At 57.8% G+C, this 21,396-nt stretch carries 21 protein-coding genes; 12 read left to right on the top strand and 9 right to left on the bottom strand.

Annotated elements, in window-relative coordinates; genetic code table 11:
- Positions 1-88 precede the first annotated feature (88 nt).
- Complete coding sequence (locus QZ196_RS14590) at positions 89-1,774, bottom strand: acyl-CoA dehydrogenase family protein (RefSeq protein ID WP_296427695.1); 1,686 nt, start codon at positions 1,772-1,774, stop codon at positions 89-91.
- A gap of 144 nt (positions 1,775-1,918) precedes the next feature.
- Here QZ196_RS14590 and QZ196_RS14585 point away from each other — a divergent pair, with 144 nt between their 5' ends.
- A complete protein-coding gene (locus QZ196_RS14585; protein ID WP_296427693.1) occupies positions 1,919-2,689 on the top strand; it encodes a sulfite exporter TauE/SafE family protein in 771 nt (256 codons plus the stop codon).
- A gap of 15 nt (positions 2,690-2,704) precedes the next feature.
- Here QZ196_RS14585 and QZ196_RS14580 read toward each other — a convergent pair whose 3' ends face one another.
- Both QZ196_RS14580 and QZ196_RS14575 read right to left on the bottom strand, forming a co-directional pair.
- Positions 2,705-3,271 carry a DUF3859 domain-containing protein gene (locus tag QZ196_RS14580; RefSeq protein ID WP_296427691.1) on the bottom strand — a complete coding sequence of 189 codons (567 nt, stop codon included), beginning with the start codon at positions 3,269-3,271 and terminating at the stop codon, positions 2,705-2,707.
- Between the two features lie 107 nt (positions 3,272-3,378).
- Complete coding sequence (locus tag QZ196_RS14575) at positions 3,379-4,977, bottom strand: phosphoenolpyruvate carboxykinase (RefSeq protein WP_296427689.1); 1,599 nt, start codon at positions 4,975-4,977, stop codon at positions 3,379-3,381.
- Between the two features lie 289 nt (positions 4,978-5,266).
- On the opposite strand from QZ196_RS14575, the gene QZ196_RS14570 reads away from it, so the two are divergent.
- The 7 genes from QZ196_RS14570 to QZ196_RS14540 are packed head-to-tail and all read left to right on the top strand — an operon-like array spanning position 5,267 to position 10,618.
- Complete coding sequence (locus QZ196_RS14570; RefSeq protein ID WP_296427687.1) at positions 5,267-5,968, top strand: response regulator transcription factor; 702 nt, start codon at positions 5,267-5,269, stop codon at positions 5,966-5,968.
- Positions 5,969-5,971: 3 nt separating this feature from the next.
- On the top strand, positions 5,972-7,708 hold the full coding sequence (locus QZ196_RS14565) for a sensor histidine kinase (protein ID WP_296427685.1): 1,737 nt from the start codon (positions 5,972-5,974) through the stop codon (positions 7,706-7,708).
- Between the two features lie 9 nt (positions 7,709-7,717).
- Entirely contained in the window at positions 7,718-8,143 is a 426-nt protein-coding gene (locus QZ196_RS14560; protein ID WP_296427684.1) for an HPr kinase/phosphatase C-terminal domain-containing protein, read from the top strand.
- Positions 8,140-9,060, top strand: coding sequence for an RNase adapter RapZ (gene rapZ / locus QZ196_RS14555; RefSeq protein WP_296427682.1), 921 nt, complete (start codon positions 8,140-8,142; stop codon positions 9,058-9,060). The genes QZ196_RS14560 and rapZ overlap by 4 nt, the downstream gene beginning before the upstream one ends.
- Positions 9,057-9,452 (top strand): PTS fructose transporter subunit IIA, encoded by a 396-nt coding sequence (locus QZ196_RS14550; RefSeq protein WP_296427678.1) that lies wholly within the window; start codon positions 9,057-9,059, stop codon positions 9,450-9,452. Before rapZ ends, QZ196_RS14550 begins: the two co-directional genes overlap by 4 nt.
- Positions 9,449-9,718: an HPr family phosphocarrier protein gene (locus QZ196_RS14545; RefSeq protein ID WP_296427676.1), complete on the top strand. Its 270-nt coding sequence runs from the start codon at positions 9,449-9,451 to the stop codon at positions 9,716-9,718. The genes QZ196_RS14550 and QZ196_RS14545 overlap by 4 nt, the downstream gene beginning before the upstream one ends.
- 30 nt (positions 9,719-9,748) lie before the next feature.
- Complete coding sequence (locus QZ196_RS14540) at positions 9,749-10,618, top strand: lysophospholipid acyltransferase family protein (RefSeq protein ID WP_296427673.1); 870 nt, start codon at positions 9,749-9,751, stop codon at positions 10,616-10,618.
- 3 nt (positions 10,619-10,621) lie between these two features.
- Here QZ196_RS14540 and QZ196_RS14535 read toward each other — a convergent pair whose 3' ends face one another.
- Complete coding sequence (locus QZ196_RS14535) at positions 10,622-11,497, bottom strand: 3-hydroxybutyryl-CoA dehydrogenase (RefSeq protein WP_296427669.1); 876 nt, start codon at positions 11,495-11,497, stop codon at positions 10,622-10,624.
- Positions 11,498-11,657: 160 nt separating this feature from the next.
- Here QZ196_RS14535 and QZ196_RS14530 point away from each other — a divergent pair, with 160 nt between their 5' ends.
- Complete coding sequence (locus tag QZ196_RS14530; protein WP_296427667.1) at positions 11,658-12,503, top strand: DUF6473 family protein; 846 nt, start codon at positions 11,658-11,660, stop codon at positions 12,501-12,503.
- Between the two features lie 51 nt (positions 12,504-12,554).
- Here the strand turns inward: QZ196_RS14530 and QZ196_RS14525 are convergent, their stop codons facing one another.
- The 5 genes from QZ196_RS14525 to QZ196_RS14505 all read right to left on the bottom strand — a co-directional run bounded on the left by QZ196_RS14525 (position 12,555) and on the right by QZ196_RS14505 (position 16,065).
- Positions 12,555-13,481: an FAD-binding protein gene (locus tag QZ196_RS14525; RefSeq protein ID WP_296427665.1), complete on the bottom strand. Its 927-nt coding sequence runs from the start codon at positions 13,479-13,481 to the stop codon at positions 12,555-12,557.
- Positions 13,481-14,239, bottom strand: a complete 759-nt coding sequence (locus QZ196_RS14520; RefSeq protein WP_296427663.1) for an electron transfer flavoprotein subunit beta/FixA family protein — start codon at positions 14,237-14,239, stop codon at positions 13,481-13,483. Before QZ196_RS14520 ends, QZ196_RS14525 begins: the two co-directional genes overlap by 1 nt.
- Positions 14,240-14,394: 155 nt before the next feature.
- Positions 14,395-14,967 (bottom strand): cob(I)yrinic acid a,c-diamide adenosyltransferase, encoded by a 573-nt coding sequence (locus QZ196_RS14515; protein WP_296427661.1) that lies wholly within the window; start codon positions 14,965-14,967, stop codon positions 14,395-14,397.
- 3 nt (positions 14,968-14,970) lie between these two features.
- Positions 14,971-15,177, bottom strand: a complete 207-nt coding sequence (locus QZ196_RS14510) for a twin transmembrane helix small protein (RefSeq protein ID WP_296427658.1) — start codon at positions 15,175-15,177, stop codon at positions 14,971-14,973.
- Positions 15,178-15,237: 60 nt separating this feature from the next.
- Complete coding sequence (locus QZ196_RS14505; RefSeq protein WP_296427655.1) at positions 15,238-16,065, bottom strand: SDR family NAD(P)-dependent oxidoreductase; 828 nt, start codon at positions 16,063-16,065, stop codon at positions 15,238-15,240.
- Between the two features lie 138 nt (positions 16,066-16,203).
- Here QZ196_RS14505 and QZ196_RS14500 point away from each other — a divergent pair, with 138 nt between their 5' ends.
- From QZ196_RS14500 to QZ196_RS14490, 3 genes are all read left to right on the top strand, one after another.
- The gene (locus QZ196_RS14500; protein WP_296427653.1) at positions 16,204-18,516 is read left to right on the top strand and encodes a DNA topoisomerase IV subunit A; all 2,313 of its coding nucleotides are present in this window, start codon (positions 16,204-16,206) and stop codon (positions 18,514-18,516) included.
- 87 nt (positions 18,517-18,603) lie between these two features.
- Positions 18,604-19,041 (top strand): cytochrome c, encoded by a 438-nt coding sequence (locus QZ196_RS14495; RefSeq protein WP_296427649.1) that lies wholly within the window; start codon positions 18,604-18,606, stop codon positions 19,039-19,041.
- Positions 19,042-19,133: 92 nt separating this feature from the next.
- Positions 19,134-21,017, top strand: coding sequence for a PhoX family phosphatase (locus tag QZ196_RS14490; protein ID WP_296427647.1), 1,884 nt, complete (start codon positions 19,134-19,136; stop codon positions 21,015-21,017).
- The last annotated feature ends 379 nt before the right edge of the window (positions 21,018-21,396 follow it).

Here is a 21,396-nt window from a genome sequence, read left to right as displayed (position 1 = left end):
CCATCCGCCATCCGCCATCCGCCATCCGCCATCCGCCATCCGCCATCCGCCATCCTGTGTCAGGTCGCGTGCGCCTCAGATTGGCAAATCAATCCAGCAGCCGCCGCGCGATCACCTGCGCCTGAATTTCAGCAGCCCCCTCAAAGATGTTCAGGATGCGCGCGTCACACAGGATGCGGCTGACCTTGTATTCCAGTGCAAAGCCGTTGCCGCCATGGATTTGCAGCGCGTTGTCCGCGCAGGCCCACGCGATGCGGGCGCCCAGAAGTTTGGCCATGCCAGCCTCAAGGTCACAGCGCCGGTCGTTGTCTTTTTCCTGCGCGCTGAAGTAGGTCAGTTGCCGTGCGATCATGATCTCAACCGCCATCATCGCCAGTTTGCCGGACACGCGGGGAAAATTGATCAAGGCTTTGCCGAACTGTTTGCGGTCCTTGGCGTATTGCATCCCCACATCCAGCGCCGATTGGGCGACACCCACGGCGCGGGCCGCAGTTTGAATGCGCGCGCTTTCGAAGGTCTGCATCAGCTGTTTGAAACCCTTGCCGGTCTCGCCACCCAAAAGGTTTTCACCCTTCACCGCAAAGCCGTCAAAGGCAAGTTCGTATTCCTTCATGCCGCGATAACCCAGCACCTCAATCTCGCCGCCGGTCATGCCGGGGGTTGGAAAAGGGGCGGCGTCCGTCCCGGGGGTCTTTTCGGCCAGAAACATCGACAGACCGCGATAATCGGTCGTGTCGGGGTCGGTCCGGGCCAGCAAAGTCATCACATGGGTGCGCGATGCATGGGTGATCCACGTCTTATTGCCCGTCACCTGCCAGCCGTCCCCCGTTTTGACGGCGCGGGTGCGCAAGCTGCCAAGGTCGGACCCGGTATTGGGTTCTGTGAACACGGCCGTCGGCAGGATTTCGGCGCTGGCAATACCGGGCAGCCACTGCTGCTTTTGCTCTTCCGTGCCGCCGCACAGGATCAGCTCGGCTGCGATTTCTGATCGGGTCCCCAGCGACCCAACGCCAATATAGCCGCGCGACAATTCTTCGGACACCACGCACATAGACGCCTTGGAAAGGCCATAGCCGCCGTATTCTTCGGGGATGGTCAGGCCAAAGACGCCCAGTTCGGCCATCTCGTCTATGATCTCAAGCGGAATCAGCTCATCGTTCAGGTGCCAGCCGTGCGCATGGGGTTCCACCTTTTCCAAACTGAAACGGCGGAATTGTTCGCGGATCATTTCCAGTTCATCATCAAGGCCAGTGGCGCCGACGGTGATATTGGCAGATTGTTCCTGCATCAAGATGACAAGGCGGCTGCGGGCCGCTTGGGTGTTGCCACCTTGGGTTAGGGAGATGATGGCCGGTTGGATCAGGCCATGCGTGTCGTTCTGGGTCAGGCCAATGTCGTGCAGGCGGATAATTTCCCCTTGGCTCATTGGGATGCCTCCGGAAAGCTGCGAAAGATACTCACCAAAGGCGATCTGGTGCAGCAGCTGTTCGACTTCGCCGAACTTGCCGTCGGCTTGCAGCTTCACGGCCCAGTTGTGCATCTGATGCAGCGCTTGGGCGTATGTGGCCAACCAGGCAAAGCCGTGGGCAGCGGTCTGATTTTCCTCGATCAGGCGGCCAGAGACGCGGCCTTCTTCGGTCACGGCTGTGCGAATTTTGGCCTTGGCGCGCGATACGATGTCATCCACCGCAGGCAAGGCAGCCGCCGTCAATTCAAGAAGGTCGGCCAATACCGGCCCCGTTGTCAGTGGCATATCCTGTCCGTCATGTGGCATCTGCGATTCCTCTTTATGCGGGTGCAGAGATAATATGTTCGCAGTTGCAGCGCAATATTAATTCCAAATATATAGCAATAAAGCACGAAAATGTCGCACTAAATTTACGGATGCACAGGTAGATCAGAGCGGCTATGACGCATCATGTCTGATCTTTTTGTCCTCATCCCACCTGCGTTATTGGTCTTCGCGTGCTGCGTCACCCTCTTGGGTGGCTTTGTGAAAGGCGCGGTCGGTTTCGCGATGCCCCTGATCATGATTTCCGGCATGGGCATTGCCATAAATCCCGAGCTGGTCGTGGCCGGAATTATCCTGCCCGTCGTGATGAGCAATGGGCTTCAGATTGCCCGCGGTGGCCTAGGCAAGGCGCGGGCCGCGATGGTGGAACACTGGCGCTACATTACGGTTGTTTGTGTCATGATCCTGGTTTCGGCGCAGTTTCTTCGCCAAATCCCTGCAAATGCGATGTTTGTGGTGCTTGGGGTGCCGGTTGTCGTGCTTTGCGCGATCCAGCTTGCCGGATGGCGGCCACGGATCACACCGGGTCTGCGGCGACCGTTTGAATGGTTGGCGGGGCTGTTCGCCGGGACGTTGGGTGGGCTTGCGGGCACTTGGGGCCCACCAACCGTGTTGTATCTTTTGGCGCTTGATACACCGCGCGACAGGCAAATGGCGGTGCAGGGGGTGATCTACGGTCTTGGTTCTGTGATGCTATTCGCGGGACACTTGCAATCTGGCGTGCTGAATTCCCAGACGTGGCGCTTGTCGGCAGTGCTTGTGGTGCCGGCCCTGCTTGGCATGTGGCTGGGTTTTCGGCTTGGTGACCGTTTTGATCAAGAGAAATTTCGGCGGGTGACGTTGCTGGTGCTGATCATTGCCGGTGCCAATCTTATTCGGCGCGGTGTGGTGGGTTGAAACCCACCTTGCGGTCTACGACAGTAGCTCTTCAAATCCGCAGGCGGCGGCAAGTTGTGGGGCTTGCTGCGGTGCGACGACCTCGAACATGGCTGAAAAGAGTGGCTGACCATCTTTCGTTGCCGCCATTTGCCATAGGCCGGGGACAAGTTCGTAGTCGGAATCGAACTGATAGAATGTCAGGGAGCTTTCAATCCCGCTGATTGCTGTCAGGAAGCTTTGCGTGCGGATTTGATCCGCCCCCATCGGCGGATGGGTAATCACCACAAGGACATCATCTATTCCAGATTTGGTGCTTGCCGTTGATTTCACGCCAAAACCAATACCAATGACCGCAGGCACGCGGCGTGACACCGAAACGAATGGCGGTTCCTCGTCAATGATATGTGTGGCACCGGCCAAGGTATCGGGCGCAGGCGCGCTGCCGACGGTCACGGGTGCACAAACGATACCTGCCTCGAGGCCCGAGATGGCCGGGGACACTTTGTCAGGACGCAATGCTGTCTGGCTCCAAGCCAAAACCGGAGAAAGAAGCAGGGCAATAAGGGTCAAACGCAACGTCATTGGATCACGATAGCCCATTCACCAGCCGAGTCGAGCAAGGGCAAGTGATTTTGACCCTCACTGCGTGTTGCCGCGCAACAGATGCCCGGCCGTAAGGTGGGTTTTAACCACCCTACGATCAGGGTTCAGCCGATAGCGGCGGCTTTGACGTCGGCATCAATGAACGGCAGATACTTTTCGAAATTATCGCTGAACATTGCGACCAGCTTGGCCGCCTGTGCATCATACGCCGCCGTGTCTGCCCATGTGCTGCGCGGATCAAGCAAGCCATCGTCGACGCCATCAACAGATATCGGAACCTCAAAGCCAAAGTTGGGGTCTTTGCGGAAGGCGCTTTCGATCAACGACCCGTCCAGTGCAGCCGCCAGCAAGGCGCGTGTCGCCTTGATCGGCATCCGCGACCCGGCACCATAGGCGCCGCCCGTCCACCCGGTGTTTACCAGCCAGCAGGTCGCCCCGTGGCTTGCGATCTTGGAACGGAGCAGATTGCCGTATACCTCAGGCCGGCGTGGCATGAAGGGCGCACCAAAACAGGTGCTGAACGTCGGCTCTGGTTCGGTCACGCCGGTTTCTGTTCCCGCGACCTTTGACGTGAAGCCGGACAGAAAGTGGTACATCGCTTGCGCGGGGGTCAGCCGTGCGATGGGGGGCAGTACGCCGAACGCATCGCAGGTCAGCATGATAATGTTCTTTGGGTGCCCACCCAGCGCCGTCTCGGACGCGTTTGAGATATAGTTGAGCGGATAGGCGCAGCGCGTGTTCGCCGTCAGACTATCATCGTCAAAATCGAGTTCCAGTGTTTCGGGATCGAAGACCATGTTTTCGATCACCGTATGCGGCATCGAACATGTGGCATATATTTCCGGCTCTGCTTGGGGGTCAAGGCCGATCGTCTTGGCATAGCAGCCGCCCTCAAAGTTAAAGGTGCCGCGATCGGACCAGCCATGCTCGTCATCGCCGATCAGCACACGGGATGGATCGGCTGAAAGTGTTGTTTTGCCGGTCCCGGACAGGCCAAAGAACACGGCTGTGTCAACCGGATTGCCGGGGGCGTGGTTGGCCGAACAGTGCATCGGCATCACGCCTTTTTCGGGCAGGATGTAATTCAGCAGGGTGAACACGGCTTTTTTGTTCTCGCCAGCGTATCCCGTGCCGCCAATCAGGATCAGTTTGGCATCAAAATTCAGGGCAATGACCGTTTCGGACCGGCAGCCATGCTTTTCGGGATCGGCCTTGAAGGTTGGGCAGTTAATGATCGTGAATTCCGGAACAAAGCTTTCGACTTCGGACGCATCGGGGCGCCGCAGCAAGTGGCGGATGAACAACCCATGCCACGCCAGTTCGGTCACAACGCGCACGTCAAGCCGATGCGCGGGATCGGCACCGCCGAACAGGTCCTGCACGTTGTAGGTGCCGCCCTTCATGTGCTCTCGCATGTCGGCGTAAAGGGCGTCGAACTTGGCGGGGTCCATCGGCGGGTTGTTTTCCCACCAGATGGTGTCTTCGACGGATGGTGTCCGTACAACGAATTTGTCCTTGGGCGACCGTCCAGTGTGCTTTCCAGTCGTTACCAACAGTGTGCCACCTTTGCCGGTGACGCCCTCGTTTGCAGCGATGGCCGCCTCGTGCAGCTCGGCTTCAGAGCGGTTATAGTAAACATAACCCAGCCCTGTGATGCCCTGATCTTCCAGCTTCATCTTCGGGTTGACCGTTCCATGGTCCATGGGCTCGCTCCTTGTAATTTGGCCAAATCGGCCTGCGATGTGACTTCTTTAACATCAAGCTTTCGGGCGCTGATAGACCGGTTTGCCGAAGTTAGCGCAACCAATTACGTGTTAGCGCAACCAAATACCTGACTACGGTGCCGCTATGGGGTTTTTAATGGCCTTGTTGATCAAAACCACGGCATTTGTGACCTAGCGGTACTTAGGGATTGATTCGTCCCCGTAAAAAGATGAAAACTGCCGGGGCAGCGTTAACAAAAACAGTATACCTCATCGAGGGAAGAACTTCATGGCCAGAATTGCATTGGTTGACGACGATAGAAACATCCTCACATCGGTGTCGATGACGCTTGAGGCCGAAGGGTTTGAGGTTGAAACCTACAACGATGGGCAGTCCGCTCTCGAAGCTTTCAATAAGCGGATGCCGGATATGGCGGTGCTTGATATCAAAATGCCCCGGATGGATGGCATGGACCTGTTGCAGCGTTTGCGCCAGAAGACGTCGATGCCGGTCATCTTTCTGACCTCCAAAGACGACGAGATCGACGAGGTGCTGGGCCTGCGTATGGGCGCGGACGATTATGTGAAAAAGCCGTTTTCGCAGCGTTTGCTGGTTGAGCGCATTCGTGCCCTGCTGCGTCGTCAGGACGCAATCGCAGGCGAAGAGATTGAAGAAACCGAAGAGACCAAGGTCATGATCCGTGGTGAGCTTGTCATGGACCCATTGCGCCATGCGGTGAAATGGAAGGGCGGGGATGTGTCCCTGACCGTCACTGAGTTTCTGTTGCTGCAGGCGTTGGCCCAGCGTCCCGGTTTTGTCAAAAGCCGCGATCAGCTAATGGATGTTGCTTACGACGACCAAGTTTATGTGGATGACCGGACCATCGACAGCCACATCAAACGCCTGCGTAAAAAGATGCGCAATACAGATAACGAGTTTTCCGCGATCGAGACGCTTTATGGCATCGGGTACCGCTACAACGAAGAGTAACGTATGACTGCCGCACCAAAAATTGACGTACGCGATTTGCAATCCGTGCGTGCGGCGGCGCGCGCGCCCGATCTCGTGCTTGGTGATGATTGGGTGTCACCGCAGACGCTTGAGCGTGGCGCGTTTATAGAAGTACGGCCAACCCGCAGTTTGCTGGCGCTGCGCCGTTCGCCAATTGCACGCAAAATTGTGACGTTCAACCTGATTGCGCTGATCTTGCTGATCGCTGGCGTGCTTTATCTGAACCCGTCGCGCGATAATCTGGCCTATCAGCGGGCCAAAGGTCTGGTCAACGAGGCACAGCTGATTGCCGACGTATTCGAGGCGCAGCTGCCGCAAATTGCCCCCGTCAATCTGGTGACGGCAGATGGCATTAATCCGACGTCGACACTGGCAGGTCTGAACCTGCGTGGCGGGGTCGAGGTGTCGGTGTTCGCACCGGATGCCACATTGGTGGCCAAAGCAACGGGCAGCCTTGATCCGACCGAGATTGCAGAGCTGGAGCTTCAAACCGGCGGGACGTTCGTCACCGATTCCCTTGGTTCGCTGTGGGACGGGATTTCGCGGGTGTTCTGGTTCAACGGGGATCAACCGACACCGGAACAGCAACGCATTGCGCTGTCGCAGGAAAACGTGCGGCGCGCGATTGCCAATGGCACCCAATTGGAAGCCTCTGGCATCGGGGGAGTTGCCAGCTTTATCGTCACGACGCCCATCATGCGAAATGGTACGGCGGTCGGTGTTATTGCGGTCACGACTGCTGCGGGCGAAGTCGACAGTCTGGTGCGCCGCGAGCGTGAACAGGTGCTGCGATTGTTCATCGTGGGTATATTGGCCAGTGTCGGGCTTAGTCTTGTGCTGGCGTCCACCATTGCCAACCCTCTTGCCGATCTTGCGACCGCCGCCGAGGCGAGCCATGACAGAAATGCCCGCAAGATGTCGCCCGTCAAGGTCCGCATCCCTGATTTGACCGGGCGCCCTGATGAGATCGGGCGTTTGTCCGGTGCACTGCGTGGCATGGTGTCGGCCCTGTACGAACGGATTGAGGGGAATGAGCAGTTTGCTGCAGATGTGGCCCATGAAATCAAGAACCCGCTTGCGTCGCTGCGGTCGGCGGTCGGCACCATGCGTGTGGCCAAGCGCGAAGACCAGCGTGAGCGCCTGCTTGAAATTATCGAACATGATGTGAAACGTCTTGACCGATTGGTGAGCGATATTTCCAACGCATCCCGGCTGGACAGTGAACTGGTCAAAGAAGAAGAACAGCCGTTTGATCTGCGCCACATGCTGACCACCATTATCGAGTTTCTTGCGAAAGAGGCATCGTCGAAGGAAATCGACTTCTTCTCTGATATCCCAAACGAGCCGATGTCCGTGCAGGGCCTCGAAGGGCGGGTTGCGCAGGTTTTCGTCAATCTGATCACAAACGCGATTTCGTTCTGCGAAAAGGGTGACGCCATTCGCGTCTGGACCAGAAAACGCCAAAACCGGGTGTTGATCGTGGTCGAGGATACAGGCCCCGGAATCCCCGAAGAAGCACTGACAAAGATATTTCAGCGTTTCTATTCCGAACGGCCGGAAAAGCAGTTTGGCAATAACTCGGGCCTTGGTCTGGCCATTTCAAAACAGATTGTCGAGGCGCACGGCGGCGTGATTTGGGCCGAAAATATCCGCCCTACCGATGCCGATGTCACGTCTGAACCGCTGGGCGCGCGTTTTGTCGTGGGCTTGCCGGTCTAGGCTGATCAGGTGACAGACGCCACATCCATTCATGCCACATGTGTTGCGTTCGACGGGCGCGCGGCCCTGATCAAAGGGGCCTCCGGCAGTGGTAAATCTGCGACGGGCCTGATGTTGATGGGGCTGGGGTGCGCCCTTGTCGCAGATGATCGGACGGTCCTGCGTCGGCGTGGTGATGCTGTCATGGCGCACTGCCCGGATGCCATCCGCGGAATGATCGAAGCCCGCAGCGTGGGTTTGCTGAATGCAGCCTGTGTCGATGACGCGCAGGTCGTGCTTGTCGTCAATCTTGACGAGACAGAGGACCGCCGCCTGCCGGAACGACGTTCCGTCACGTTATTGGGATTGGATATTCCCTTGATTGGCCACAATTCCGGACCACATTTCGTTCCGGCAATCCTGCAGATTCTCAAGGCAGGCTGGAGCAACAAGTGAACAACCGGACGAACACCAAAGAACAGACCGCACCGACCATCGTGCTGGTGACCGGACCGTCGGGCGCCGGGCGCTCTACTGCGATCAAGACGCTCGAGGATATGGGCTATGAGGTGATCGACAATCTGCCGTTGTCCTTACTGCCACGGTTGCTAGATGGCCCGCCGCCCAGCCGCCCCTTGGCGCTTGGGCTTGACGTGCGCAACCGTGACTTTGGCGCCAGTGCCCTGATTGAAACGATTGACCAACTGGCCGCACGCCCTGATCAGCACGCACAGGTTCTGTACCTTGATGCCGACGAAGAAGAACTGGTTCGGCGCTATTCCGAAACCCGCCGCATGCATCCGTTGGCTCCGGCGGGCTCGCCTTTGGTGGGGATTGCACGCGAACGCGAATTATTGGTGCCGATCCGCGCGCGCGCCGATGTGCTGGTGAACACCACAGGCCTGTCCCCGCACGATCTGAAGGCCGAGATTGAACGCTGGTTTGCCACCGGCGATGGCCGGCAACTGGGTGTCACGATCCATTCGTTTTCCTACAAACGCGGGCTGCCAAGGGGTATGGATATCGTGATGGATTGCCGTTTTCTACGCAATCCGCATTGGGACGAAAGCCTGCGCACACTCGACGGTCGTGACGATGCGGTTGCTGCCTATGTCGCGGCCGACCCGCGCTTTGATCCCTTCTTTGAGCGGATCAAGTCGCTCGCTGATCTGCTGCTGCCTGCGCATAAGGACGAAGGCAAGGCGCACCTGTCCATCGGCTTTGGGTGTACCGGAGGGCAACACAGGTCGGTCGCAGTTGCCGAACGTTTTGCATCTGCCCTTGCGAAGGACGGGTGGCATGTGTCTAAACGTCACCGAGAGATGGAACGGCGCGATGCACAGGCGCCTGTGAGCAAGGAACCTCGGGTTTGATCGGTATCGTGATCGTTGCGCATGGTGGATTGGCGCAGGAATATATGGCTGCAGTGGAACATGTCGTGGGCAAACAGCCCGGCATGGTCAGCATTGCGATTGGTCCCGAAGACGACCGTACCGCCAAGCAGGCTGAAATTTGCGATGCCGCCGATGCGGTCGATACCGGGGACGGGGTTGTCATCGTGACCGATATGTTTGGCGGATCACCGTCAAACCTGTCATTGCGGGCCTGTAGCCCTGAAAACCGGCGCATTGTTTATGGGGCCAATCTGCCCATGCTGATCAAACTGGCCAAATCGCGCAAACGCAGCGTGCCGGACGCCGTCGAGGCGGCAATCGCAGCGGCGCACAAATATATTAACAGCCATAGTGGTGGATTACCCGAATGACGACTTGCCGCCTGAAGATCGAAAATATCAAGGGGCTGCACGCGCGGGCCTCTGCCCGTCTGGTGGAAGTCGTCGAAGGATTTGACGGACAAGCCATCGTCCGCAAAGATGGCGAGAGCGCCAGCGGCGACAGTATCATGGGGCTTTTGATGTTGGCAGCGTCGGTTGGAACCTTTATCGACGTCGAAACGACCGGTCCCGACGCAGATGCCCTTGCTGCGGCGATTACAGCGCTGGTCGCCGATAAATTCGGTGAAGGCGATTAGCGGCTGCAATAATCGGATAGGATAAGTTGATTGACCGATACGAGCCGGATTATCCCTGCACACAAGGATGTGCCGCGCGTCTATGATCGCCGCGGCCTGACCTATTCCAACACCTTCGATAGCCCTGCCAAGCGCAATATCATTCGCACGATTGAATGGCTCACGGGCAAAACCCGCATTATCGGGATGATCCGCAAGTTCGAGCGGCTGGACAAATACCATGGTCAGACGTTCTGGCGCGGTGCGTTGGATGTCATGGGCATTGAATTGCGCACTCCCGACCATGAACTGGCCCATATACCCAACACCGGGCCCGTCGTGCTGGTCGCCAACCACCCGCACGGTATGGTTGACGGCATGATCCTGGCGGATTTGATCGGGCGCGTCCGCACCGACTACCGGATCCTGACCCGCTCATTCCTGACCGGGATTGATGAAGATGCTGCAAAATTCATGATCCCCGTGCCATTTCCGCACGAGCCCGATGCGCAAAAAAAGATGGTCGAAATGCGCCATGCCGCGATGGATCACCTCAATGATGGCGGGTTGGTCGCACTGTTCCCGTCGGGTGTCGTTGCGTCATCGGACACGATGTTCGGTCCCGCGATGGAGGCAGAGTGGAATGTGTTCACCGCCAAGATGATCCGGAAATCCGGCGCGACGGTCGTGCCGTGCTTCTTTCCTGGCTCCAACTCGCGTTGGTATCAAATCGCCAATCGGCTCTCTGCCACCCTGCGCCAGAGCCTGCTGCTGTACGAGATTGTGTACGCCTGCAACAAGCCGCAGAAACCTGTCGTCGGAGAGGCGATCCCGCTGGAGCAGGTGCAGGCGCGTATTTCCGATCCGCGCGCGTTCATGGTCTGGCTGCGTGACCTGACATTGGGCCTGAAAAGCAAATAGGCCCTATCGCGTCGGCACCGGTGTTTCCCCGCGATAGTCATAAAATCCGCGCTTTGACTTGCGGCCCAGCCACCCGGCCTCAACGTATTTCGTCAGCAACGGGCACGGTCGGTACTTGGTATCCGCCAATCCGTCGTGCAGCACATTCATAATGGCCAGACAGGTATCGAGACCGATAAAATCGGCCAGCTCCAGCGGCCCCATCGGATGGTTGGCGCCCAGTTTCAACGACGTGTCGATCGACTGAACCGAGCCGACACCCTCGTACAGGGTATAGATCGCCTCGTTGATCATCGGCATCAAAATGCGGTTCACGATGAAGGCTGGAAAATCCTCTGATGCTGTGCTGGTCTTGCCCAGTCTCGCGACGACCTCCTGGCAGGATTTGAACGTCTCTGCATCGGTTGCAATGCCCCGGATCAGTTCCACCAATTGCATGATCGGAACCGGGTTCATGAAATGAAAACCCATGAATTTTTCAGGCCGGTCAGTGCGTGACGCCAGCCGCGTGATCGAGATTGACGAGGTGTTTGAAGTCAAAATCGTATCTGGCTTCAAATGTGGGACCAGATCTTCGAAGATTGCCGTCTTGATCGTTTCCCGTTCGGTCGCGGCCTCAATGATCAAATCGCTTTGGCCAAGGTCGGTCAGCGTGACCGTCGTGCCGATCCGGGCCATCGCGTCGGCCTTCACGGCCGCCGTGATCAGATCCTTTGCCACTTGGCGTTCAAGGTTGCGGTCGATCAATGCGATAGCTGCCTGCAGGGCATCGGCGTTGACGTCGGTCATCAGCACCTCATATCCGGCCAGCGCAAACACATGCGCAATCCCGTTGCCCATCTGCCCCGCACCCACGATGCCTACACTTTCGATTGCCATGATCTTCCCCTGACTGGTTTGGCTGCACCATAGGCCCGGGTGGGGGGGCGCAGCAAGCCGCAGTAACAGTGAAAAAACATATCAAATTCGCCGATTAGCGAATTCGCAAGTCATTTCGTCGAATCTGTCGATCGGGTGAAATAATTCGACTGGTGGAAAAATGAAGCAAGAAACAATCGAGTTTGGTGAACTTTCATATTCGCCGTGTCGCTATGGCAGTTCACGGATGCTGTTTCGTGGGCCAAGGCGCCGCCTTGATCGGCCCTATATGGCCTTTGTTGGCGGAACCGAAACATATGGAAAGTTTATTGAAAAGCCGTTTCCGGCGATCGTCGAAAAGGCAATGCGGCAGACCTGCATCAACCTTGGCTGCGTGAACGGCGGCATTGATGCCTTTGTCAATGACCCTACGGTGATGGATGTCTGCAATGGGGCGGACATGACTGTCGTGCAGGTCATGGGCGCGAACTACCTGTCGAATCGCTTCTATTCTGTGCATCCGCGCCGAAACGATCGTTTTGTTCAGGCCTCGACAGTGCTGCAGGCTATCTACGATGACGTGGATTTTTCGGAATTTTCGTTCACGCGCCACATGCTTGGCGCACTCTGCGCCAAATCGCCGGATCGGTTTGACATTGTTGTCACCGAATTGCGGCAGGCGTGGACGGCGCGCATGCGCAATATGCTGCATCAGATTGGCTCGCAGTGTATTCTTTTGTGGTTTTCAGAAGACGAGATCAGCGATGCAGACTGGGCAGAGCGGGCTGGTCAGTTGCAGGTTGATCCACTGTTCGTGACCCAAACCATGATCGACGAGTTGCGCCCGCTTGTGAAAGATATCGTGATCGTCAACCCGTCAGAACAGGCTTTGGCGCAAGGTATCGAGGGGATGTATTTTCCCGAAAATCAGGCCGCTGCCGCGTCTGAAATGCTTGGCGTCGCCTGCCATGCAGAGGCGGGGGCATCTCTTATCCCGTCGCTTCGTGAACATCTATATTCGGTATAAAAAAGGCCCGCCTGTCTTTGGGCGGGCCTTTGGCTTGGTCTTGGTTATCGGTTACAACTTGGCGGTCAGTTCTGGCACAGCCACGAAAAGATCGGCGACCAGCCCGAAATCGGCCACCTGAAAAATCGGCGCCTCTTCGTCCTTGTTGATCGCAACGATGATCTTGCTGTCCTTCATGCCGGCCAAATGCTGAATAGCGCCGGAAATGCCCACGGCCACGTAAAGATCGGGCGCAACGACTTTGCCGGTCTGGCCAACTTGCCAATCGTTCGGCGCATAGCCGCTGTCCACCGCAGCGCGCGATGCACCGACAGCCGCGTTCAGCTTGTCCGCCAGCTGTTCGATCAGGGCAAAGTCCGCTTCGGACCCCACGCCCCGTCCACCGGACACAACGACCCCGGCGGATGTCAACTCTGGCCGATCAGAGGCGGCAACCTTGTCTTCGACCCACTCCGACAGGCCGGGATCGCCAGCCGCGCCGATGCTTTCGACAGTGGCCGACCCACCCATGCCTGCGGCTTCGAAACCGGCGGTGCGGATCGTCATGACCTTCTTGGCATCCGTTGATTTGACTTTCTGGATAGCGTTCCCGGCATAGATTGGCCGTTCAAACGTGTCTGCGTCCAGGACGCCGGTCACTTCCGAAATGATCATCGCGTCCAGCAGGGCGGCGACGCGGGGCATCACGTTCTTGGCGTCGGTCGTGCCGGGGGCGACGATGTGGGTATAATCGCCGGCCAGCGACACAATCAGATCCGCCGTGGGTTCGGCCAAACGGTGACCCAGTGCCGCATCCTCGGCGCATAGTACCTTTGAAACGCCATCAATCTTTGCGGCCTCAGCCGCTGCCGCCGTCGCGGATGCGCCAGCACACAGCACGGTTACATCGCCCAGCGCCTTTACTGCCGCTACCGCCTTTGCGGTTGCATCCACGGCCAGTGCGCCGTCGGTGACTTCGCCAATCAGAAGAACAGCCATTATATTGCCCCCGCTTCTTTGAGTTTCTCGACAAGCTCATCAACCGAGCCGACAATGATCCCGGCCTTGCGGGTCTCAGGTTCGGTTGTGCTGACGATGGTCAGGCGCGGTGTGATATCAACCCCGTAATCTGCCGGTGTCCTTTCATCCAATGGCTTTTTCTTGGCCTTCATGATGTTGGGCAGCGACGCGTAACGTGGATCGTTCAGGCGCAAATCCACGGTGATGATCGTGGGCATCTTGACCTTGATCGTCTGCATGCCGCCATCAACTTCGCGGGTGACAGTGGCGTGGTCTGCGTCAATGCTCACTTCGGATGCAAACGTCGCTTGGCTCCAGCCCAGCAGCGCAGCCAGCATCTGGCCGGTTGCGTTCATATCGTTGTCAATCGCCTGCTTGCCACACAGAACCAGTCCCGGCTCTTCTTCTTTCACGATCGCAGCCAAAATCTTGGCCACTGCCAGTGGTTCGATGTCGGTATGCACATCGTCGGTCGCAACGACAAGAATCGCCCGATCCGCGCCCATGGCCAACGCTGTCCGCAATGTCTCCTGCGCCTGCTTTACGCCGATTGAAACGGCGATAACCTCGGTGACCTTGCCTGCTTCACGCATGCGAATGGACTCTTCGATCGCTATTTCGTCGAATGGGTTCATGGACATTTTGACGTTGGCAAGATCGACACCGGAGCCATCCGCTTTGACGCGGACCTTCACGTTGTAGTCGATCACGCGCTTGACGGGTACGATGACCTTCATCTGCGGTTCTCTCCAAAAGCAATTGAATGTAGTAATCTCGTGACTTTGTTAGCCTGTGCGCCGCGCCGAAAACAGTACAAAATCGACGCGAGGCGGGTGAGCGACGCCACGTCCTTGACGTAAACGTCAGGTTGGACCGATAAACCCAGCCGGCACTAGCGGTTCGCGCCGGGCACCCAAAGCACGTCATTCTTGCCGTCATTATTGGCAATACGGGACGCCTGAAAAAACCAATCCGATAGCCGGTTCAGGTATTTGACCGCTGCAGGGTTCACCGATTCCATCGTGGCCAGTTCGACCGTCAACCGCTCTGCACGCCGCGAAACCGTGCGGCACAGATGCAAATGAGCAGCCAAAGCGGACCCACCGGGCAGGACAAAACTGCGCAGGGGCGCAACTTTTTGGGTCATTGCATCAATCTGGGTCTCAAGCCGTGCCACCTGACCATCGCTCATGCGCAAAACGGCGTATTCCGCGTCGCCGTCCTTTTCCATGTCCGGGCGGCACAGGTCGGCGCCCAAATCGAACAGGTCATTCTGGATCATCGCCAATTGGGTATCCATGTCGCCATCGGCATGCAGGCGCGCCAAACCGACGGTCGCGTTCGTTTCATCCACCGTGCCGTAGGACGTGACCCGGACGGAATGTTTCGCCACGCGGCTGCCATTGCCCAGCGCGGTTTCCCCGTGGTCGCCAGTTTTTGTATAAATTTTGTTCAGAACAACCATGGTCTAGCCCCCTTGCCGACGCAGATAAACAAAAAGCAGGATCAGCATAACGGCGACAAACTGCGCCCCGATGCGCCATCGCATAATTTTATTGGCGTGTTTGCGGTTGAAATCGCCGCCTTTGCCAAATGTGCCAATCCCAAACAGAAGGATTCCCAGCACAATCAGTACAGCAACAGCTACCAGCCAGAAAAATGGGTCATCAGCCATGGTTTTGTTCCTTTAATCGTGTCTTGCGCGATGTAGCAGGCCCAGCAGCGAAAGAAACCCTCAGCCGCGCAAAATCACCATATCCAGCAGGCGGGTGGGTAAAACGCGCCGCAAAAAACCCATCAGATAAGTCGGTGTCGTGACGTAGTATCGGGCTTTGGGGCGGGCCGATGTCAGCGCATGCAGCAGTTTTTTGGTCACCGCACTGGCGGGCAGTTCAAACTTGTCCGGCCCGCTGTCGGAATACAGGCGCGACAAAACGTCCTTGTAGTCATTCGCACGCGCCGAATTTTCCCAATCAATCCATTTCTCAAAATGCGGTATGGCATTTTCGCGGATTTTCGACGTCACGGGGCCGGGTTCAATCAGGATCACCTTGATCGGTGTCCCAGTCATTTCAATGCGCAGCACATCGGTCAGGCCTTCCAATGCAAACTTGGTCGCCACATATGCGCCACGCCATTTCAACCCAACCAACCCAAGAACCGACGAACAGTTGATGATCCGCCCATGTCCCTGTGCACGCATGATCGGGATCACAAGGCGGGTCAGTTCGTGATAGCCAAAGACGTTGGTTTCGAAAATCTGGCGCAGGGCTTCAACCGGCAAATCCTCAACCGCGCCGGGGCAGGCATAGGCGCCATTGTTATAAAGCGCATCGAGCGTGCCGCCGGTCGCCTCTAACGTCTCGGCGAGGCCGTTCACGATGCTGTCCGGGTCGGCATAGTCGATCTGTGGGCTTTCAAAGCCTTCCGATCGTAGCCATGTGCAATCGTCTGGCTTGCGGCAGCTTGCAAAAACGCGCCATCCGGCGGCGCGCAATCCACTGGCCGCATCAAGGCCAATACCCGATGAACAGCCGGTGATCAGAATTGATTTCTGTGTCATTGCAACTCTTTGCCGTGTGCCGAGACATCTGGCAAGCGGTCTGACAATGATCCGGCGGAACGATGCTTAGTGTTTTTATACGCCTTCACGCTGCGTGTCGTCTTTACGGCCATTCACTGCCTCGCTAAACCACCCACTATGAGTGATCAGAGCAGTGAACCGGAAACCGGTCCGAACGAAGTAACAGAACCGCTGCGTCAGGCGATTGGCGACAGGTATTTGACCTATGCGCTGTCCACGATCATGCACCGTGCGCTGCCCGATGCGCGCGATGGTCTGAAACCTGTGCACCGCCGCATTCTTTATGCGATGAGCAGGCTGCGATTGTCCCCGACCGGCGGCTTTCTGAAGTCGGCCAAGATCAGCGGCGACACGATGGGCGACTTCCATCCCCATGGCGACGCCGCGATCTATGATGCGATGGCGCGTCTCGCCCAAGATTTCAACGTGCGCTATCCCCTTGTCGATGGGCAGGGTAACTTTGGCAACATTGACGGCGATAACCCCGCCGCATCGCGCTATACCGAAGCGCGGATGACCGCCGCCGCAGAGGCATTGCTGGAAGGTCTTACCGAAGACGCCGTCGATTTCCGCGACAATTACGATGGCCGCCTGACCGAACCGACCGTGCTGCCTGCGACATTCCCCAACCTGCTGGCCAATGGGTCAACCGGGATCGCGGTTGGTATGGCCACCAATATCCCACCCCACAACCTGCACGAATTGATCGACGCCTGCCTGCATCTGATCAAATCACCTGATGCGCGCGACGAAACGCTGCTGAACTACATTCCAGGCCCTGATTTTCCCACCGGCGGCACCATTGTCGAACCGCGCGAAAATATCGCAGAGGCCTACCGCACCGGTCGCGGATCGTTCCGTCTGCGCGCGAAGTGGGAAGTCGAAGATCTGGGGCGTGGCACATGGCAGATCGTCGTCACCGAAATCCCCTATCAGGTGCAGAAATCCAAGCTGATCGAAAAGCTGGCGGAAGTGATCCAACTGAAAAAGGTCCCGCTGCTGGCCGACGTGCGCGACGAATCTGCCGAAGACGTCCGCATGGTGTTGGAACCCCGGTCGAAAACCGTCGATCCCGAAATGCTGATGGGCATGCTGTTCCGCAACTCTGATCTTGAAACCCGCTTTAGCCTGAACATGAATGTGCTGATCGACGGGCTGACGCCCAAGGTCTGTTCGCTCAAAGAAGTGTTGTGGGCGTTCCTGAACCACCGCCGCGACGTTCTGGTCCGGCGCAGCCACTATCGGCTTGCCAAGATTGACCACCGGCTTGAAGTTCTCGAAGGGTTCATCATCGCCTTTCTGCATCTTGACCGGGTGATCGACATTATCCGCTATGATGACGACCCAAAGCGGGCGCTGATGATCGAAGACTGGTCCAGGGATCACATCCGCGCCACGTCAGACAAAGACTATAGTTCGCCAATCATGCCCGGCGCCGACCCCGAGGTTGCGCTTTCTGAAACTCAGGCCGAAGCGATCCTGAACATGCGCCTGCGCAGTTTGCGGCGTTTGGAAGAACTGGAACTGATCGCAGAACGCGATGCGCTGATGGCCGAACGCGCCGGCATCGAAGACCTGCTGGACGGTGACGACCTGCAATGGGCCAAAATCGTTGAACAGTTGCGCGAAACCCGCAAGATTTTTGGCCGCGACAGCGTGGGTGGTGCGCGGCGCACCCAATTCGCCGAAGCCGCCGAAATCGTCGAAGTCCCGCTTGAAGCGATGATCGACCGTGAACCGATCACCGTCGTCTGTTCACAAATGGGCTGGATCAGGGCGATGACCGGCCATATTGACCTGACCCGCGAGTTGAAATTCAAAGACGGCGACGCCCCGCGCTTTATCTTTCACGCAGAAACAACCGACCGACTGCTGGTCTTTGGGGCCAACGGGCGCTTTTATACCATATCCGCTGCCAATCTGCCCGGCGGGCGCGGCATGGGCGAACCCCTGCGCCTGATGATCGACCTGCCCAATGAGGCAGAGATTATCGACATCCTGATCCACAAACCCGGTGCGAAACTGCTGGTCGCCTCTGCCGAAGGCAACGGCTTCATTGTGCCCGAGGAAGAAGTCCTCGCCCAGACCCGCGCGGGCAAGCAGGTGCTGAACGTCGGTGCCAGCACCGCGCTTGTCTGCAAGCGTGTGCACGGTGATCATGTCGCCGTTGTCGGTGAAAACCGCAAGGTTCTGGTCTTTGGTCTGGACGAGCTGCCTGAAATGGGACGTGGCAAAGGCGTGCGGCTGCAGAAATACAAAGACGGTGGCATGTCGGATGCGACCACGTTCACGCTGGCTGACGGGCTTAGCTGGCTTGATCCTGCCGGACGCACCCGGACCGAAACCGATTTAGCAGAATGGGCCGGTAAACGCGCCAGCGCGGGCCGCATGGCCCCGCGTGGGTTCCCCCGCGACAATCATTTTAACTAGGCGCGCACGCAATCTTGTCTTGACCGCTCCACCAGCGGGAAGCAGTACGCGTGTCCCAATCACGCGGCTAATGAAGGAACACAGCGAATGCAAAAACTGACGATTGGGGCGATTGCTGCGGTGGCGCTTGGCGCTGCTATCTATGGATTTGTGCCGTCGCAGGTACCTCAAAGCCCCGTACGCGCACCCGCAGCTGAAACGGGCGCGCCCTTGGTTCCCGTCGCACTTCCTGCGGCGTTTTCGGATAATGCCACTATTGGTCAACGCGCCTTTGATGCAAATTGCGCGGCCTGCCACGGTGCCAATGCGGCGGGTCGGCAAGGTGTTGCTCCACCCCTTGTCCACAAGATTTACGAACCCTCCCATCATGGCGACGAGGCATTTCAGCGCGCCGCAGCATTGGGTGCGCGCGCGCATCATTGGCCGTTCGGGGACATGGCGCCAGTGGCTGGGCTGACGCGCGGCGATGTCGCGCTTATTGTCACCTACGTCCGCGAACTTCAGCGTGAAAACGGCATCAATTAAAAACCTTTGGACAATCATACTGCGTGTCACAAAGCTGTAATTAATCAACCCTAGGACGTGGTTGATTGTTAACGCAGCAAGGAGCGCGCGCGATGAAAGATACTGAAACCAAAGATCTGTCTTGGGACGCCTGGGACGAACTGCAGCGCCCAGCCGCCGAAAAAACTGACTTTGATGCGGTCGTGGACGCGGCGATTACGCGCCGGGGGTTTCTGGGCGGAGTCGTGGCATTTGGCTCGGGTGCGGCGGCCATGGGCGCAGGCACGATGCTGTCCGGCACCTCAGCCGAGGCACAGACGGTCGGCCGCTTTGGTTTCACCCCAATTGCAATCGCCACTGACAGCACGATAAATGTGCCCGAAGGCTATATCTGGCAGCCGGTCGCCAAATGGGGGCAGCCATTATTTTCCGACGCTGGCGAACTCAGCCAGCAAACCGGTATTGATGTCGCCAGCTCCAGCCGGGTGTTTGGCGAAAATACCGACGGGATGGAGGCCTTTGTCGTCGATGGCCGCCAAGTGATCGCCGTGAACCATGAATATGTGAACCCAAGCGTGAACCTGCCGCATACCGGTGGCGATGTGACCAGCGCCGCCGCCGTACTGACGTTGCAGAACATGCAGGGTGTTACCGTCATGGAAGTCGCCGAAGGCCCGAACGGCTGGGATATCGTTGTTGATAGCGACCTGAACCGCCGCATCACGCATAACACACCGATGACAATCGCAGGCCCCGCCGCCGGTCATGCGTTGCTGCAAACCGCAGCAGACCCCGAAGGCCGCGTGGCATTGGGCACCTTGAACAACTGCGGCGCGGGTAAAACGCCTTGGGGCACATATCTGACCTGCGAAGAAAACTTTAACGGCTACTTTGGCGCGACCGATCCGACATTCACGTTGCCAGACGACTATGCGCGCTACGGCATCGGCATGGAAAGCCGCTATGCCTATGAAAAATATGATGGACGCTTCGACGTCAGCCAAAACCCCAATGAACCACGCCGATTTGGGTATATTGTCGAAGTCGACCCAGCCGCCCCGACCGCAACCCCGATCAAGCACAGCGCCCTTGGCCGCTTCAAGCACGAAAACGCCGCTGCCGTCATCGCACCTGATGGCCGTGTCGTCGTGTATATGGGCGATGATGAACGTGGAGAGTTCATGTATAAATTCCTCTCCAACGGGGTCTACACACCCGGCGGGCCAACTTCTGCGCTCCTTGACGATGGCCAGCTTTTTGTCGCCAAATTCAACGATGACATGACGGGTGCGTGGATCGCACTGACACCAGAAGCGACCGGCATGTCGGCTGCCGAAATCGCGATTTTCACCCGCATGGCGGCGTCCCGGGTCGGTGCGACGACCATGGACCGCCCTGAATGGGTCGCGGTCAATCCGGTCTCTGTCGAAGGTTATTGCGCGCTGACCAACAATTCACGGCGTGGCGTGCGCACCAACGCGGGTGGCGATTGGACCCCTGTCGGTGGGCCGAACCCAAGGGCCGAAAACGACTATGGCCAGATCGTGCGCTGGTATCCTGCAGGCGATGATCATGCATCAGCCGACTTTACGTGGGACCTGTATGTCATGGCCGGAAACCCGACCGTACACAGCGACGCGTATGCCGGGTCGGATAATATCAACGCAGGCAACCTGTTCAACTCGCCCGATGGAATGATGTTCGACAGCACCGGCCTGCTTTGGATCCAAACCGATGGCGATGATAGCAATGCAGACGGATTTGCCGGGATGGGCAACAACCAGATGCTGGCCGGCGACCCCGCCACAGGGCAGATCGAACGTTTCCTGACCGGCCCCGCCGGATCAGAGGTCACAGGCCTGACGTGGTCTGCCGACCGACGCACGATGTTTGTAGGCATCCAGCACCCCGACGCGCCGTTCCCCGATGGCGCGGGCATGCTGCCGCGCTCTACGATCATCGCTGTCAAGCGGGCGGACAACGCACCTGTGGGTTAGGCACTGCTTGGGCAGGTCGTTCCGGCCTGCCCAAGCAGCAAAAGAGGGGCCATCCGGGGCGATCAGGGTCATCCGCCCCGGACACCATCAAAGCTATCCAGTTTCAAACTAATCGCAAATGCACCGGATAAATTGACTTTCCCGCCGCATTGCGACCTGCTCTCAGCCTTTCTTCCGAGCAAAAATATCCCCGCCGGAGGCAGCACCCCAAAATGCGGTGGCGCAACGCCGGTTATCCACTTGATTTCCCCGCCAATTCCAAATACATCGCCCGCGATGTTTCATTGGGCCATTTCGGCCCCGCAAATTAAAAGGCGCAGTTCCATGGCTAAGGCAAAGTTTGAACGTAACAAACCGCACGTTAACATCGGCACAATCG

The sequence above is a fragment of the Yoonia sp. genome, assembly GCF_017854565.1.
Lineage (GTDB): Bacteria > Pseudomonadota > Alphaproteobacteria > Rhodobacterales > Rhodobacteraceae > Yoonia.
Note: the sequence above shows the minus strand (reverse complement) of the source record. Positions and strands in the feature narration are given on the sequence as shown.

Excerpts from the sequence above, each read along its gene's own strand:
- QZ196_RS14590 (WP_296427695.1), bottom strand. The coding sequence starts at position 1,774 with ATGCCACATGACGGACAGGATATGCCACTGACAACGGGGCCGGTATTG.
- QZ196_RS14585 (WP_296427693.1), top strand. The coding sequence starts at position 1,919 with ATGTCTGATCTTTTTGTCCTCATCCCACCTGCGTTATTGGTCTTCGCG.
- QZ196_RS14580 (WP_296427691.1), bottom strand. The coding sequence starts at position 3,271 with ATGGGCTATCGTGATCCAATGACGTTGCGTTTGACCCTTATTGCCCTG.
- QZ196_RS14575 (WP_296427689.1), bottom strand. The coding sequence starts at position 4,977 with ATGGACCATGGAACGGTCAACCCGAAGATGAAGCTGGAAGATCAGGGC.
- QZ196_RS14570 (WP_296427687.1), top strand. The coding sequence starts at position 5,267 with ATGGCCAGAATTGCATTGGTTGACGACGATAGAAACATCCTCACATCG.
- QZ196_RS14565 (WP_296427685.1), top strand. The coding sequence starts at position 5,972 with ATGACTGCCGCACCAAAAATTGACGTACGCGATTTGCAATCCGTGCGT.
- QZ196_RS14545 (WP_296427676.1), top strand. The coding sequence starts at position 9,449 with ATGACGACTTGCCGCCTGAAGATCGAAAATATCAAGGGGCTGCACGCG.
- QZ196_RS14535 (WP_296427669.1), bottom strand. The coding sequence starts at position 11,497 with ATGGCAATCGAAAGTGTAGGCATCGTGGGTGCGGGGCAGATGGGCAAC.
- QZ196_RS14530 (WP_296427667.1), top strand. The coding sequence starts at position 11,658 with ATGAAGCAAGAAACAATCGAGTTTGGTGAACTTTCATATTCGCCGTGT.
- QZ196_RS14525 (WP_296427665.1), bottom strand. The coding sequence starts at position 13,481 with ATGGCTGTTCTTCTGATTGGCGAAGTCACCGACGGCGCACTGGCCGTG.
- QZ196_RS14520 (WP_296427663.1), bottom strand. The coding sequence starts at position 14,239 with ATGAAGGTCATCGTACCCGTCAAGCGCGTGATCGACTACAACGTGAAG.
- QZ196_RS14515 (WP_296427661.1), bottom strand. The coding sequence starts at position 14,967 with ATGGTTGTTCTGAACAAAATTTATACAAAAACTGGCGACCACGGGGAA.
- QZ196_RS14510 (WP_296427658.1), bottom strand. The coding sequence starts at position 15,177 with ATGGCTGATGACCCATTTTTCTGGCTGGTAGCTGTTGCTGTACTGATT.
- QZ196_RS14505 (WP_296427655.1), bottom strand. The coding sequence starts at position 16,065 with ATGACACAGAAATCAATTCTGATCACCGGCTGTTCATCGGGTATTGGC.
- QZ196_RS14500 (WP_296427653.1), top strand. The coding sequence starts at position 16,204 with ATGAGTGATCAGAGCAGTGAACCGGAAACCGGTCCGAACGAAGTAACA.
- QZ196_RS14495 (WP_296427649.1), top strand. The coding sequence starts at position 18,604 with ATGCAAAAACTGACGATTGGGGCGATTGCTGCGGTGGCGCTTGGCGCT.
- QZ196_RS14490 (WP_296427647.1), top strand. The coding sequence starts at position 19,134 with ATGAAAGATACTGAAACCAAAGATCTGTCTTGGGACGCCTGGGACGAA.